This is a genomic window from Kribbella sp. VKM Ac-2571 (genome assembly GCF_004362255.1).
GTDB classification, from domain to species: Bacteria; Actinomycetota; Actinomycetes; order Propionibacteriales; family Kribbellaceae; genus Kribbella; species Kribbella pratensis.
In genome coordinates this window covers 43,930-57,721 of the sequence record NZ_SNWS01000009.1, presented here as the reverse complement: position 1 = coordinate 57,721, position 13,792 = coordinate 43,930, and the positions used below count along the sequence as shown (strand labels likewise).

General features: G+C 68.6%; 11 protein-coding genes. 9 read left to right on the top strand and 2 right to left on the bottom strand.

Annotated features, from left to right (window positions below; genetic code table 11):
* From EV651_RS20615 to EV651_RS20575, 9 genes are all read left to right on the top strand, one after another.
* Positions 1–648, top strand: a complete 648-nt coding sequence (locus EV651_RS20615; protein ID WP_133786839.1) for a hypothetical protein — start codon at positions 1–3, stop codon at positions 646–648.
* Entirely contained in the window at positions 648–2,177 is a 1,530-nt protein-coding gene (locus tag EV651_RS20610; protein ID WP_133786838.1) for a proton-conducting transporter membrane subunit, read from the top strand. The genes EV651_RS20615 and EV651_RS20610 overlap by 1 nt, the downstream gene beginning before the upstream one ends.
* Entirely contained in the window at positions 2,174–3,682 is a 1,509-nt protein-coding gene (locus EV651_RS20605) for an NADH-quinone oxidoreductase subunit C (protein WP_133786837.1), read from the top strand. Before EV651_RS20610 ends, EV651_RS20605 begins: the two co-directional genes overlap by 4 nt.
* Positions 3,683–3,831: 149 nt before the next feature.
* Entirely contained in the window at positions 3,832–6,195 is a 2,364-nt protein-coding gene (locus tag EV651_RS20600) for an HAD-IC family P-type ATPase (RefSeq protein ID WP_133787093.1), read from the top strand.
* A gap of 51 nt (positions 6,196–6,246) precedes the next feature.
* Positions 6,247–6,882 carry a hypothetical protein gene (locus tag EV651_RS20595; RefSeq protein WP_133786836.1) on the top strand — a complete coding sequence of 212 codons (636 nt, stop codon included), beginning with the start codon at positions 6,247–6,249 and terminating at the stop codon, positions 6,880–6,882.
* 129 nt (positions 6,883–7,011) lie between these two features.
* Positions 7,012–8,967, top strand: coding sequence for a heparinase II/III family protein (locus tag EV651_RS20590; RefSeq protein WP_133786835.1), 1,956 nt, complete (start codon positions 7,012–7,014; stop codon positions 8,965–8,967).
* Positions 8,968–8,976: 9 nt separating this feature from the next.
* A complete protein-coding gene (locus EV651_RS20585) occupies positions 8,977–9,918 on the top strand; it encodes an ABC transporter ATP-binding protein (protein ID WP_133786834.1) in 942 nt (313 codons plus the stop codon).
* Positions 9,918–11,084: an ABC transporter permease gene (locus EV651_RS20580; protein ID WP_202870426.1), complete on the top strand. Its 1,167-nt coding sequence runs from the start codon at positions 9,918–9,920 to the stop codon at positions 11,082–11,084. The genes EV651_RS20585 and EV651_RS20580 overlap by 1 nt, the downstream gene beginning before the upstream one ends.
* On the top strand, positions 11,081–12,238 hold the full coding sequence (locus EV651_RS20575) for an ABC transporter permease (RefSeq protein WP_133786833.1): 1,158 nt from the start codon (positions 11,081–11,083) through the stop codon (positions 12,236–12,238). Before EV651_RS20580 ends, EV651_RS20575 begins: the two co-directional genes overlap by 4 nt.
* Here EV651_RS20575 and EV651_RS20570 read toward each other — a convergent pair.
* Entirely contained in the window at positions 12,170–12,841 is a 672-nt protein-coding gene (locus EV651_RS20570) for a glycerophosphodiester phosphodiesterase (protein WP_202870425.1), read from the bottom strand. The genes EV651_RS20575 and EV651_RS20570 overlap by 69 nt on opposite strands.
* Positions 12,838–13,734: a lysylphosphatidylglycerol synthase domain-containing protein gene (locus EV651_RS20565; RefSeq protein ID WP_133786832.1), complete on the bottom strand. Its 897-nt coding sequence runs from the start codon at positions 13,732–13,734 to the stop codon at positions 12,838–12,840. The genes EV651_RS20570 and EV651_RS20565 overlap by 4 nt, the downstream gene beginning before the upstream one ends.
* Positions 13,735–13,792 lie beyond the last annotated feature (58 nt).

Sequence of the window (13,792 nt, the reverse complement as noted above, 5' to 3'; positions counted from 1 at the left end):
ATGACGACTCAAGGGCTCTATCTGATCTGCGGCGGGCTGTTGCTCTCGTCGGTGATGGTCCTGTGGCGGCGCGAGTTGTCCGCGATCGTTCGGCTGCTCTTGTTGCAAGGAGTCCTGCTGGGCGGGTTGGCTGGGGTTCTCGCCGTACGGCTGGACAGCGTGGAGCTCGGCGTGGTCGCGGTCGGCGTACTCGCGCTGAAGGCATTCGTGGTGCCGAGCATCCTGCGCCGGGTGTTGCGGGACAGCGGCGAAGCACGAGAGACCGAGCCGTTGACCAATGTGACGGCGTCGATCGTCGCGGCAGCCTTGCTCACCTTGCTCGCGTACGCCGCCAGTCGCCCACTCGTACGACTGTCGCCGTCGGCCGAGACGCACGCCGTGCCGGTCGGGCTGGCGATGGTGCTGATCGGGTTCTTCGTCCTGGTGACGCGGCGCCGGGCGCTGTCGCAGATCGTCGGATTCCTGCTGCTCGACAACGGGATCGCGACGACCGCGTTCCTGATCACCGGCGGTGTGCCCGGGATCGTCGAGCTCGCCGTCTCCCTCGATGTACTGCTGGTCGTGCTCGTGCTGCAGGTCCTCACCGCCCGGCTCCGCACGACCTTCGGCGGAACGGACATCGACGAGCTGCGGGAGTTGCACGACTGATGGGTCTCACCGCGCTTCTCGTCGCTGCGCCGATCGTCGCTCCGCTGGCCGCATCCGCGGCGGCGGCCAGGCTCGGGTGGCGGCGTTCCGTTGCCATCGGCACGGTTGTGGCAGCCTTGGTCGTCCTTGCCGTCGGTGCGAGTACGACGGTGTGGACCGCTGACGGTGGTGCGGTCGAGGCCGGGAACTGGTTGCGGATCGACGCACTGTCCGGCGTGATGCTGATCGTCATCGGCGCCGTCGGCACTGTCGCGACCTGGGCCGGAATCGGGTACCTGGACGACGAGCTCGCGACTGGGCACACCAACGCGAACCGTGCCCGGTGGTACGGGGTGCTCGTGCCGCTCTTCCTGGCGGCGATGGTCGTCGCCGTGCTGGCGAACAATCTGGGCCTGCTGTGGGCCGCGATCGAAGCCACCACGATCGTCACGGCGTTCCTCGTCGGTCACGGCCGATCGCGGAAGTCGCTGGAGGCGACCTGGAAGTACGTGATCATCTGCTCGGTCGGGATCGCGCTGGCGTATCTGGGGACGGTGCTTGTCAACTACGCGGCCAAACAGGCCGGGGTCGTGGAGCACGGGACGCTCGACTGGACCGAGCTCGTCGCGCATGCGGGTGAGCTCGACTCTGGCGTGATGCGGCTCGCGTTCGCGTTGCTGGTGCTCGGATTCGGCACGAAGGCCGGGCTCGTGCCGCTGCACAGTTGGCTGCCGGACGCCCACAGTCAGGCGCCGGCGCCGGTCTCCGCGCTGATGTCCGGCGTACTCCTGCCGGTCGCCGTCTACGCGTTGGCCCGCTATCGGGTCATCGCGGTCGCCAGCGTCGATGCCGGGTTCGTCCGCGGCCTGCTGCTCGCAGTCGCCCTGCTGTCGCTGGTGCTGGCGGCGGGACTGCTCATCGCGCAACGCGACTACAAGCGGTTGCTCGCGTACTCCAGCATCGAGCACATGGCGCTCGCAGTCATCGGATTGGCGATCGGTACGCCGCTCGCGATCGCGGCCGCGCTCCTGCACATCGTCGGCCACGGTCTCGGCAAGGCGGTGCTGTTCTGTGGCGCGGGGGAGATCCTCGCCCGCGAAGGCAGTACCCGGATCGATGCAGTTCGTGGGTTGTTCGCGCGTACACCGGTACTCGCCGGGCTGTTCGCGACCGGCCTGGCCGCGCTGCTCGGGCTCCCGCCGTTCAGCCTGTTCGTCAGCGAAATCGGCCTGATCCGCGCCGGAATCGATGCCCACCTGGGATGGGTGATGGCCGCCGTCCTCGTCCTGCTGCTCGTCGTCTTCGTCGCTGTTACCACCAAGGCCGCCGGTCTCCTCCTGGGATCGGGCGAACCCGATCCGACCGGCGGAGAAGTCGCAGGGGCAGCCGGTGGGGGAGGAATCGCAACGGCAGTCCCGGCCAAGGCGCTGCGCCTGTCGACCGTCGTGCCGTTGACGGCGGGACTCGTCGTGGTCGCCGTACTGGGAATAGTCGACTGGCCGCTCGGCGCGCTGCTGCACGCAGCCGCCCAGATCGTGGGGACCCGATGAGCCCGGACGTCAGGACCTATCCGAACCGCCGTCAGTCCACGGTGACCGTGACGACCCTCGCGGATCGGGCGACTGCCCTGCTGGAGAGCGGCTTTCGCCTGGCACTGATCTCGGCGCATGACGATCCGGACGGCTTCCGCGTGGTCTACCTCTTCGTCGCTGCTCAGCCTGACCGGCGCGTCGAACTGATCCTGGCCACGAGTCGCTCCGCGCCCCAGATCCCGAGCCTGGCGTCGCTGTCGTTCCCGGCCGGGCGGTTCGAGCGTGAACTGCACGACCTGTTCGGAATCGAGGTGACCGATCACCCGATGCCGCGGCGGCTCGTGCTGCATCAGCACTGGCCGGACGGCTGGTTCCCGATGCGCCGCGACGCGGGGGAGCCGGCTGAGTTCGGCGACGTCGACGAGCCGTACCCGTTCGTCAAGGTCGACGGCACCGGTGTGTACGAGATCCCGGTCGGACCGATCCACGCCGGCCTGATCGAACCCGGCCACTTCCGGTTCTCGGTGGTCGGCGAGACGATCCTCAAACTCAAGGCCCGGTTGTGGTTCGTGCACAAAGGGATCGAGAAGCTTGCCGAGGGCAAGCTGATTGCCGACGTCCTGCCGCTGACCGAGCGGATCTCGGGCGACACCGCCGTCGGGCATGCGCTCGCGTTCTGCCTCGCCGTCGAAGAGGCCCGGGACTGGCGTGTCTCAGCACAGACGCAGGATCTGCGGGCGGTGCTGCTCGAGCTGGAGCGCCTCTACAACCACGTGTCCGATATCGGTGCCCTGTGCAACGACGTCGGCTACGGCATCGCCAACGCCCACGCGCAACGGATCCGCGAGCAACTCCTCCGGCTCAACAAGGACGTCACCGGGCACCGCCTGCTGCGCGGTGCGATCGCCCCGGGCAGCGTGCACGTCCGCAGCCTCCCAGCCCCGGAGGTGGTGAGCGCGATCGCCGCCGATGTCCAGGAGATCGTCGACATCGCGCTCGCCAACAGCGTCGTACTGGACCGGATGACCGGCACCGCGGTTCTGGGCCTCGAACAGGCTCGCGACATCGGAACCCTGGGGTACGTCGCCCGGGCCAGCGGACTGGACCACGATGCCCGCCGCGATCACCCGTTCACTCCGTTGACGGCCCGGGTCATCGCCTCCTCACACACGGCGGGGGACGTCCTGTCACGGCTCCTCACCCGCGTCGACGAGATCCACGCATCCGTCGCGCTGATCACCGAACTGCTGGCCACCAGGCCGCCCTCGAGCGCGGAAACGGCCAAGCCCAGCTGGCTGGCCGCCGGACGGTCGTCCGGTGTCGGCCTGGTCGAAGGCTGGCGGGGGACGATCGCGCACCGGATCGAGTTCGCCCCGGACGGCACCGTGTCCCGGCTGAAGATCGTCGACCCGTCGTTCTTCAACTGGCCGGCCCTCCCGGTCGCCCTGGCCGACACGATCGTCCCCGACTTCCCTCTCACCAACAAGAGCTTCAACCTCTCCTACGCAGGCAACGACCTCTGAAGCGAGCGCCGTCCGACGGAGCCCACGGGATTGTCCCCGATGACCGGGACTTTCGGCCCTTGGACGAGCGGTGCTTAAGCGGCATCGTGGTGCTGGACCGGAACGCTGTTACTTGGAGGGGCGACGAGGTGCCTGCCGATCGCGGCGTTGTGGCGCTTGAACGCACGCACGGTCTGACCGCGGAACAGGTCGCCGAGCGGGTCGCGGACGGACGGACCAACGCGGTCCAGGTGCGGACCAGCCGAACCTTCGGGCAGATCGTCCGGGCGAACGTGTTCACCTTCTTCAACGGGCTGCTAGGGCTTCTCCTGGTCGCCGTCATCGCCACCGGCCAATGGCGCAACGCGCTGTTCGGGCTGGTGATCCTGACCAACTCCGGGATCGGAATCATCCAGGAAGTGCGCGCCAAGCGGACCCTGGACCGGCTCGCGCTGCTCAACGTCACCCGAGCGCGCGTCGTGCGCGACGGTGCACCGACCGAGATCGACGCCGCCGACGTCGTCGAGGACGAGTTGGTACAGCTCCGAACTGGCGACCAAGTGCTGGCCGACGGTCCGCTGGTCGCTGCTGACGGTCTCGAGATCGATGAGTCGTTGCTGACCGGGGAATCCGATCCGGTGCAGAAGGCCTCTGGGGACGAGGTGCGTTCTGGCTCGATCGTCGTCGCCGGGACGGGCGAGTTCGAGGCGACCGCAGTCGGCGCCGATACGTACGCCGCTCGACTCGCCGCGGAGGCACGTCGATTCCAGATCACCCGCTCCGAACTGGTTGCCGGTACGACGAGATTGCTGCGGTGGATCTCGCTGGTCCTGCTCGTCGTCGCGCCGGTGCTGCTGTGGTCGCAGTTCCGGAGCACGGACAACGAGGACTGGCGTGACGCGGTCACCGGAACTGTCGCGGCGATCGTGGGGATGATCCCCGAAGGGCTCGTACTGCTGACGTCCCTGGCGTTCATGCTCGCGATCGTGACGTTGGCGCGCCGGCAGACCCTCGTCCAGGAACTGCCCGCGGTCGAAGGACTGGCCAGGGTCGACGTCGTCTGCCTGGACAAGACCGGCACGCTGACGCACGGCAACATGGTGTTCGACCGTGTCGAATCACTGATCGACGAGCACGTCGACGAGGTCCTCGCCCTGATCGCCGCCGGCGCAGACTCGAACGCCACCTCGGATGCGCTGCGGGCCGCCTTCGGCCCGGCCACGTCGACGGCTTCCGCGCGGGTGCCGTTCTCCTCGGCTCGCAAGTGGCAGTCGGTGACGGCAGGCGGTATCGCCTGGACACTGGGCGCGCCCGAGATGGTGCTGGTCGATGAGGGCGACCGGCCGGGGATCGCGGCCCGGCGCCGCGCGAACGACCTGGCAGCTCGGGGAGAGCGGGTGCTCGTGCTCGCTCGCGGCGTCCCGCACACCGGCGACGCCCCGGAGCTGCCCGCGGATCTGGTGCCGATCGCGCTGGTGGTGCTGACGGAGAACATCCGCGATGACGCCGCCGCGACGATGCGGTACTTCACCGAGCAGGGCGTCGCACTGAAGGTGTTGTCGGGTGACAATCCACGGACAGTCGGTGCGGTCGCCGCGGCAGTCGGCGTACCAGGTGTCAACGGCGCCGATGACACGGTCGACGCGCGGACCCTTTCCGGGGACCTCGACGAGCTGGCCGACGTACTCGACCGGTTTTCGGCCTTCGGGCGCGTCAGCCCGCACCAGAAGCGGGCGTTCGTCAAGGCGCTGCAGAGTCGCGGGCATGTGGTCGCGATGACCGGCGACGGCGTCAACGACGCGCTCGCGCTCAAGGATGCCGACATCGGCGTAGCCATGGGCAACGGTTCGCCCGCGACCCGGGCGGTCGCACAGTTGGTGCTGCTCGACGGGCGGTTCGCGCATCTGCCCGATGTGGTCGCCGAGGGTCGCCGGGTGATCGCGAACATCGAACGGGCCGCGAACCTGTTCCTGGTCAAGAACGTCTATTCACTGGTCCTGTCGCTGATCACCGCGATCGCGCTGGTGGCGTATCCGCTGGAACCGATCCAGCTCACCTTGATCTCGAACCTCACGATCGGGATCCCCGCGTTCTTCCTGGCGCTCGGCCCGAACACCAGGCGTTATCTCCCGGGATTTCTCGGCCGTGCGCTGCGGTTCGCGGTTCCGGTCGGTGTGGTGACTGCCGTCTGTGCCTTCGCCGGCTACCGCCTGATGCGAGCATTCGATCCGGGCGCGGGCGTTGCCGGCGCTCGGACGGTCACCACCGTCGTCGTACTGGCCATCTCACTCTGGACGCTGTCGGTCCTTGCCCGGCCCCTGCGATCGTGGAAGGTCGCACTGCTGGCCGCCATGGTGGCCCTCGCGGCGGTCGCTGTTCTCGTGCCGGCTATCGGCCACGGTCTGTTCCTGCTCGAGTTGACTCCGGTCCGGCTGCTCACCGCCCTCGTGCTTGCTGCCGTCGGCATCATTCTGGTCGAGACCACGTCCCGAATCGGCCGCCGAAACCGGGACAGTCTGTCCACTCCTCACTGACAGGACTTTCGGCCCTGGGGCCGGACGCGGGTGCGGGTTACAGCTAGACGCATGACCGACTTCGCCTGGCCTCTGCACAGGTCGGCGCCGCGCAATCCGTGGTTCCGGCAACATCCGTCCGTTGCCCTCGTGGTGGCGGCGGGGTTGTACGGCGTCGTTCTGTTCCTGACTCTGTTCGCCGGTGCACCAGGCGACGACTACTTCTTGCTGTACGTCTTCCCGGTCGCGCTGATCGCGATCGCGTTCGGCCTGCGCGCCGGCGCTGTTGCAGGGCTGTCAGCCGTTGCCTTCGTGGTGGTCTGGGTCGTGGCGCGTGACATCTCGTTCTCCACCGCCGGGTGGGCGGCGCGCGTAGCACCGCTGCTGGTGCTCGGGCTTCTGCTGGGTAGGGCAGCGGATCGATTGCGCTGGGCGGAGGCGGAGCGTGTCCGGCTGGAAGCCGCCGCGCTGCTGCACCGCGAGGCGATCGAGATCAACGATTCGCTGGTGCAGGGGATGGCCGCCGCCCGGTGGTCGTTCGAGGCCGGTCAGGTGGACCCCGGCCTGAAGATCCTCGACGAGACCCTCGGCCAGGCTCAGGAGCTGGTGTCCGACCTGATCCGGCGGGCCGGGATGAACGGCCGCGCCGAACCGGTCGGCTCGGCGACCGAGCGTCCACCGGCGCCCGAAGTTCGTCACGGTCCGTGAGGCAACTGAACACCCAAGGGCCAACTGGTCCTGTCCAGAACGGGACGTTCGTCTCTGGCCTGCGTGCGGCAGCGGGCAGACCCTCGAACCACCGCCGCGGTCGGGCGGAGATGATGAGGGGGAAGATCGATGAGATTCAGGACGACTGCAGGCGTGGTTGTGGGGATCGCCGTACTGGTTCTGGGGGCCGGAACGTCGGCGGGGGTCAACCGTGCGCCCGCCGCAGCACCGCCCGGCATCACGATCGTGCCGGCGCCGGAGAGTCCGGGCGAGGCACAGTTCGTGCCGGGTGCGAGCAACGTCGTACCGCCGACGGCGGCACCGGCGACGGACGTCGGGCAGAACAAGATCCAGTCGGCGGCGGCGCCGTTCTACGCGTGTCCGGGATTCAGCGGGCTCGACGCGCAGAACCCGTTGGCGAACCTGTATGCCGACAAGTTCACGTGGGCGCCGTACGCGGCGTACAAGGTCGGCAACGGCGGCGGCAACATCAACTGGGCGCTGAACCCGTACAAGAACGCGAGTTGGTACATGTGGTTCCACTCGTTGCGCTGGCTCGGTCAGGGGATCATTGCCGCGGGCAAGGGTGATCTGACCGCGATGACGCGGGTGAACACGATCGCGTACGACTGGTACCGCGACAACCCGTACTCGTGGAAGGCGAACGTCGGCGCGTGGGAGTCCACCATGCACCGGACCAACGTGTTGATCTGCCTGCGCCAGGCGATCCTGTCCGGGTTGCAGGTCACTACGCTGCCGACCCGGTACGCGTGGCTCGATGCCGCGCTGCTGAGCCACGCGAGGTTCCTCACCAACTACTGGAGTGGCGCGTGGAACCACGGCACGGACGAGAGCATTGCGCTGTTCGGTGTCGGAGTGACGCTGGGCCGCAGCGACTACAAGAATCTGGCCGTACAGCGACTGGCGGCGGGTGTCACCACGTCGATCGACGCACAGGGGTCGACCAACGAGCAGTCCACCGGGTACGCGTCCTTCAACTACTCGCTCTGGGGGCGTGCGATCACCGTGCTGCAGAACGGCGGCGTGGATCCGGGGACGACGATGTCGACGCGACGCGCGTTGCTGGGGAAGTGGCTGGCCTTGGCAACGAACTCGCTCGGAAAGTTGCCCCAGATCGGTGACACCGAACTGCAGGCGACGTACCCCTGGCCGGGGACACCGATGGAGTACGCCGGTTCCCTCGGCAAGTCCGGCACCGTGCCGCCTTGGCGGGTCGGCGTCTACTCGAACGGGTACGTCTTCGGCCGTACCGGGTGGGGCACCGATCCGGCCAGAGGGTTCGCCGGCGAGTCGGCGTACAGCATCAGGTTCGGCCCGGCGCGGGCGTTCCACGGGCACAGCGATCACACGGGAATCACCTACACGGCCCGTGGCCGGGACATCGTCATCAACGGCGGGTACGCCGCCTACTCGGCCGGTGTGTGGCGCACGTGGACTCTCAGCCCGAGTGCGCACAGCGTGATGACCACACCTCTGTCAACCGATGTGAATCCGGTGACGAAGCTGAGCTCGTACGCGGTGAACAACACCTCGGAGTCGTACACTCTCGCCGATGCACCTGGTGCGGGGATCAGCCGCGTGCGGAGGGTTCTGGTGCTGAAGGACCCGGACCTGATGGTCACGTGGGACAGCGCGTCGGCAACGACCGCACAGGCGTTCCAGACGCTGTGGCACCTGCCCGCGGATCAGCGCGCGACGGTCTACTCGCGGACGACTGCGGTGGCGATGGCGCCGGGCGACTCCACCAGAACGGTCGTCTTCCAGGTCCCGTTCAAGCAGGCGCTCCCGGCGGGTGCGACCTTGGTGAAGCAGGGGCAGACGAGCCCGATCCAGGGCTGGACCTACCCGAGCAGTTATGTGCGCAAGTCGGCGCCGACCATCATGATGGCGCGTTCTGCCAAGACGGCCTCGATCCTGTCGTTCGTCGTCCCGGTGCGTGCCTCCGGCTCGGTCACCTACAGCACCCGCTGGTCGGGTACGACATTCATCGTCGGCCTGAACGTCGGCGGCCGTCCGGCGACCATCGCCATCTCCGGCGGCGGCTCGCTCTACCGAGTCGGTTAGGCGGCTGTCATGTCGTCCCCGGCGCTGTCGGCAGCGCACTTGGGCAAGCGGTTCGGCGACCGGGTCGCGGTCGACGACGTGAGCTTCACGGTGGCCCCGGGGGAGACCTACGGTCTGCTCGGTCCGAACGGGGCCGGCAAGACCACGACGATCCGTCTGGTGTGCGGCTTGTTGACGGCCGACCGGGGCGAGGTCCTCGTCGCCGGTTCACCGGTCGGCCCGGCGATGCCCGACGCGAAGCGGCACATCGGGTACGTCCCGCAGGAGGTCGCGCTCTATCCGGACCTGACCGCCCGCGAGAACCTGCGGTTCTTCGGTCGGTTGTACGGGCTGCGGGGCAAGCCACTGGGTCGCCGGGTCGGCGAGGTGCTCGAGTTGATCGGCCTGACCGACCGGGCCGGCGACCGCGTGGAGTCGTTCTCCGGCGGGATGCGACGACGGCTCAACATCGGGGCCGGGTTGCTGCACGAGCCCTCGCTGCTTGTTCTCGACGAACCGACGGTCGGTGTGGATCCGCAGAGCAGGCACGCTGTGATGGAGAGCGTGCAGTCGTTCGGCGCTGCCGGCATGGCGGTGCTCTACACCACCCACTACATGGAAGAGGCGGAACGGCTCTGCGACCGCGTCGGAATCATCGACCACGGCCGGTTGGTTGCCGAGGGCACCCGTCGGGAGCTGGTCGCGCAGCTCGGTGAGCGTGACCGGATCAACCTGTCCGCGACCGGCGACCTGTCCCTGCTGGCCGACAGATGCCGGGTGCTGGCCGGTGTCGACCGCGCGGACGTCAAGGACGGTGCGGTGCAGCTGATCGCCTCCGAAGGGCGCCGCCTGCTCCCCGACGTACTCGAGACAGCTGACCGGACTGGAGTGTCGGTTCGGTCGGTGGACGTGGACGAGCCCGATCTCGAGGCCGTCTTCCTGCACCTGACCGGTACGGCGTTGCGGGAGTGATGATGTTCGCCGCACTGGTGATCGCCGCCAAGGATCTCCGCCAGCGCTTCCGCGACCGGTCCGCCCTCGTCCTCGGCTTCGTCGCGCCGATCGCGGTCGCGGCGCTGATGAGCTTCGCCTTCTCAGGTGTGGAGAACTTCCACGCCGACGTCGCCCTGGTCGACAACGATCGGGGCCAGATCGCGGCCGCACTGAAGACCGCGCTCACCGGACCGGAGCTGTCCGACGTGCTCACGATTCGGCAGGCCGGCAACGAGGCCGAGGCGCGCAGGATGATCGACGACGGCGACGTCGGCGCGGCCTTCGTGGTGCCCCGGGGGTTCAGCGCCGCCGCGGTGGGGGACGAACCGATCGGTCTCCGCGTCCTGGCTGATCCGGACGAACCGCTGCAGGCGGAGGTGGCCCGGGCCGTAGCGGACGCCTATGTCACGCAGCTCAACGCCGACCGGCTCTCCGTGCATACGGCGCTGGCGGCGGGCGTACCGCGGAACCGCAGCGACGAGCTCGCGGCGGCGGTAGCGGGCCTCCGGCTGCCCGAATCGGTGGAAGCACGGCCGACCGGGTACCGGCAACTCACGACCGCGAGCTACTACGCACCGGCGATGGGGATCATGTTCGTGCTGTTCGCCATCGGCTTCACCGCGCACAGCTACTTCGCTGAGGGGCGCACCGGGACCCTGGAACGGATCAATGCGGCGCCGGTACGCCGTGGCGTCGTACTGCTCGGGAAGTCGCTCGCCGCGTTCGTCTACAGCGTTGTCAGTCTGGGCACGCTCGCGGTCGTGTCGTCGGTGGCGTTCGGCGCACGCTGGGGTCCGGTGCTCCCGGCGGCGGCGCTGATCATCGCGATGTCTGCGGTGCTGGTGGCCCTGACGGCTCTAGTTGTTGCGGTGGCCCGGACCGAGCGGCAGGCCGACGGCTTCGCGACGATCGTGACGTTCGTGCTGTTGCTGGTCGGTGGCAACTTCGTCCTGGTCAGCCAGGCACCGGAGACGCTGCGCAGACTTGCCCTGCTGACGCCCAACGGCTGGGCGCTCCGTGGGTTCACTGACCTTGCTACCGGTGCTGCGGCGACCAGCGCGATCCAACCCGTCCTGATCATTCTCGGGATGGCGGCCGCTCTCGGAGCGGTGGCTGCCCTCATCGCCCGCTGGAGGCCGGCATGAGGACCGTACTGACCGTGGCAGGGGCATCGCTGCGCCGAATGCTGCGCGACCGGACCGCACTGTTCTTCATCGTGGTGCTACCGGTCCTGATCATCGTCATCATCGGTGCCGTCGTGCAGAACCCGGGCGGTTTCCGGATCGGCGTACTCGACGGCCAACGGACAGGACTCGCGGCGAGCCTTGTTGACGAGCTGAAGAAGGCTGGGCCGCTGCACGCCATGCCCGACGAGGCAACCGCTCGTACGGCGCTGCGCCGTGGCGAGCTCGACGCCGTCGTACTTGTTCCGGAACGTCTGGACACCAGCCTGCTCGCCGGGGAGGAGGTGCGGATCCCCGTGCTCGCCGGTGGCGCCGAGTCGACGCAAGCGGCCGTCCGTTCTGCGGTCGCGGCTGCGGTCGCACGGCATGCGGAACGCGTCCAGGCGGCGGCCTTCGCGGCCCGCACGACGGGGACGGCGGCCGCGCAGCAGCTGCCGAGAGCATCCGCACTCCAGCAGGTGACCCCGCGGATCGACATCAGCACCGAGAATGTCGCGACCGGGAGCGACTTCCTCCCGCTCGGGTTCAGCTACAGCGCGCCGACGATGCTCGTGCTCTTCGTCTTCATCAATGCTCTGGCCGGTGGTGCCGCGATCGTGCAGACCAGGCAGCTCGGGATCTACAACCGGGCCCAGGCGGCGCCCATCCGGGTACGGAGCCTGGTGCTGGGGGAGGCATTGTGCTACCTGACGTTCTCCGTGCTTCAGTCCCTGCTGATCGTTGCGGTCGGCGCGCTGCTGTTCGGGGTCAGCTGGGGCAATCCGTTCGCCGCGGCCGCGTTGATCGGTGTCTGGGCGCTTGTCGGGACAGGTGCCGGCATGCTCAGTGGAGCTGTCTTCAAAACGCCGGACCAGGCCTCCGCGATCGGTCCGGTCATCGGCATCGGGTTCGCGATGCTCGGTGGTTGCATGTGGCCGCTGGCGATCGTGCCCGACGCGGTCCGCACGCTGGGACACGTCACGCCGCACGCGTGGGCCGTGGACGCCTGGATCACCGTGCTGTCCCGGAACGGCGGTGTCGTGGACATCGCCACCGACCTCGCCGTACTAGCGGCCTTCGCCGTGGGCATGCTCGGCCTCGCCTCGGTCCTCCTCCAACGCCGACTGAGCAGCTGATGAGGTCTTTCCGATCACGCCGTCGACGCCGAGACGGCGGGCGTCGGCCAGGGCGTCGGCGCTGTCCACAGGCCAGGTCAGGACCACCTCGGCACCGTGCCGGAGCTCGGTGACGATCTGAGGAGTGAGCAGGCGCCGGTGGACGCAGACGCCGTACGTCGATTGCCGACGAAGGCGGGATCTCAGCCGCCGGAGTCCGCGGCGGCTGCCGGCCGACAGAACGAGTCGTACGTTCGCGCGGTCGCGGAAGGCCGAGAGCATCCACCAATGCTGCGTGCACACGGTGATCGTGGTCGTGTCCGGCAGGATGTCGGCCAGTCTGGGTGCGAGGCGCGGATGGAGGCCTTTGAGATCGAGCATCAGCCGCGGATCACCTGCGGCCGCCGTCAGCAGCCCACGGATCTCCGGCACCTGGCGGCGGCGGACGAGCTCACCCCACTCCCACAGCCACCAAGGCCCGAGGGTCTTGTGATGCCGGATCTCGAGGCGGCCGCGGTACGCATGCACGTCAGCCTCGACCAGATCGGCGCCGTGGTCGAGCGCGGACCGCAGCGTGTCGAGGTCGTTGCCGGCGCGGTGCGCGATCACGAGTAGACGTTTCACGGCGTAGCCGGCTGTGGTTCGGTGAACCAGCCGCGCCACCGCAAGAACAGGCAGCTGCCGCCCAGCAGAAGCGCCGGAATCCAGTACAACAAGGCCGTCAGCGCGACCGCACCGAAGGCGGCCGTCCAGGAGACCCCGATCGAGGCCAGGCCCGCGACCAGAGCACCCTCGCGGGGACTGGCCCCGTGCACGCCCGGAAGTACGCCGGCGATCTGGCTGGCGCCGAAGACCGCGATCAGCTGGAGAGCGGGCACCGAGCCCCCGACGGCGTCGATCGAGCCGAGCAGCAGGCCGAGGATCGTGGCCTGATAGCCGATCGACAACAGGATGCCGAAAGCGAACACCTTGGGCGACGGCCAAGGCCAGCGGCTGGTGAGACTCGGGCGGCGGCGCCGTACGACGAGCGCCGCCACGAGCACCACGGCGGCGGCACCGGCGGCGGCCGCGATCACCGCGGCCGGAAGGGTCACGCCGGTGATCACGACGGCCGTGACGAGGCCGACGGCACCGATGAAGCGGTCCAGCCCGACCTCGGCAGCCGCGCCGGAGCGCCGTACGCCGATTGTCTCCAGCCGGTGTACGCGCCACAGGTCGGCTCCGGCATGCCAGGGCGAGATGAGGCCGAGGACCTCACTCTCCGCGTAGGCGCGGAGGTGCCATCGCCGCGATCGGCCGCTCGTCGAGATCGCGTGCCAGCGCAACGGGCACAGCAGGTACTTGCCGATCGCGAACGGGAGCAGACCGACGACGGCCGGAAGTATCACTGTGTGCGGAACACGTTCGACATTCCACAGCGAGAGCGCAACCGCAACGACCAGCGCGGTGATGCGCAGGCCGCGGTTGGTGACGAGCGCGCGCACACCGCGCAGGAGTTGTTGACGGCCCAACTGCATGAGGGTTCCTTCCGGGCCTGGCCTTTCACTATCTGGAAGATAACCGGCCTGCGCAAGG

What these genes read in the sequence shown, in the direction of transcription:
- EV651_RS20615 (WP_133786839.1), top strand. Translation starts at nt 1, where the DNA reads ATGACGACTCAAGGGCTCTATCTGATCTGCGGCGGGCTGTTGCTCTCG.
- EV651_RS20610 (WP_133786838.1), top strand. Translation starts at nt 648, where the DNA reads ATGGGTCTCACCGCGCTTCTCGTCGCTGCGCCGATCGTCGCTCCGCTG.
- EV651_RS20605 (WP_133786837.1), top strand. Translation starts at nt 2,174, where the DNA reads ATGAGCCCGGACGTCAGGACCTATCCGAACCGCCGTCAGTCCACGGTG.
- EV651_RS20595 (WP_133786836.1), top strand. Translation starts at nt 6,247, where the DNA reads ATGACCGACTTCGCCTGGCCTCTGCACAGGTCGGCGCCGCGCAATCCG.
- EV651_RS20590 (WP_133786835.1), top strand. Translation starts at nt 7,012, where the DNA reads ATGAGATTCAGGACGACTGCAGGCGTGGTTGTGGGGATCGCCGTACTG.
- EV651_RS20585 (WP_133786834.1), top strand. Translation starts at nt 8,977, where the DNA reads ATGTCGTCCCCGGCGCTGTCGGCAGCGCACTTGGGCAAGCGGTTCGGC.
- EV651_RS20580 (WP_202870426.1), top strand. Translation starts at nt 9,918, where the DNA reads ATGATGTTCGCCGCACTGGTGATCGCCGCCAAGGATCTCCGCCAGCGC.
- EV651_RS20575 (WP_133786833.1), top strand. Translation starts at nt 11,081, where the DNA reads ATGAGGACCGTACTGACCGTGGCAGGGGCATCGCTGCGCCGAATGCTG.
- EV651_RS20565 (WP_133786832.1), bottom strand. Translation starts at nt 13,734, where the DNA reads ATGCAGTTGGGCCGTCAACAACTCCTGCGCGGTGTGCGCGCGCTCGTC.